The 593-nt window shown below is 74.5% G+C and carries 1 protein-coding gene; it reads left to right on the forward strand.

Annotated features, from left to right (window positions below):
* A partial coding sequence (locus tag VM95_RS37905; RefSeq protein WP_045706131.1) for a Rossmann-fold NAD(P)-binding domain-containing protein occupies positions 1 to 593 on the forward strand: 593 nt, incomplete at both ends.

Raw genomic sequence — 593 nt, forward strand, 5'->3', positions numbered from 1 at the left:
AGCGGGTGTTCCTGCCCTTCGAGTGGACGGGCGTGGAGCTGTTCGCGGCCGGTGGCACCGAACTGCGGGTGCGCGTCGACCTGGACGCGTCGGGCACCATTGCCCGGATCTGGGTGGCGGACCCGGCCGGTGGGCCGGTGGCGTACGTGGACGGGCTGCAGATCCGCGAGGCGAGCGCCGAGCAGGTCCGCGCCGGTGCAACAGTCGACCACCTCTACCGCGTCAGCTATCAGGAGACCCGGGTTCTGGAGGAGCGTTCACGCGCCGACCTCTGGATCCTCGGCGAGGGCACGGGCGCGGGCGCGGCGCTCCTCGCCGGACTCCCCACCGCCCGCCTGGTCGACGGCGTGGCGGCCCTGATCGGCCGCCTCGCCGCCGAGGCTCACCCCTCGGCCGTCGCCGTGGACCTGACCGGCTCGGCCGGCCCCGTCCACGAGGCGCTGTCGACCGGGCTGGCGCTGACGCAACAGCTGGTCGCAGAACCGGCGTTGGAATCGGTCGAGCTGGTGTTCGTGACGCGCGGCGCGGTGGCCGGCGATCCGGTGCAGGCCGCCCTGTGGGGCCTGCTGCGGACCGCCCGCACCGAGTACCCG

The organism is Streptomyces rubellomurinus (genome assembly GCF_000961885.1).
Classification (GTDB): domain Bacteria; phylum Actinomycetota; class Actinomycetes; order Streptomycetales; family Streptomycetaceae; genus Kitasatospora; species Kitasatospora rubellomurina.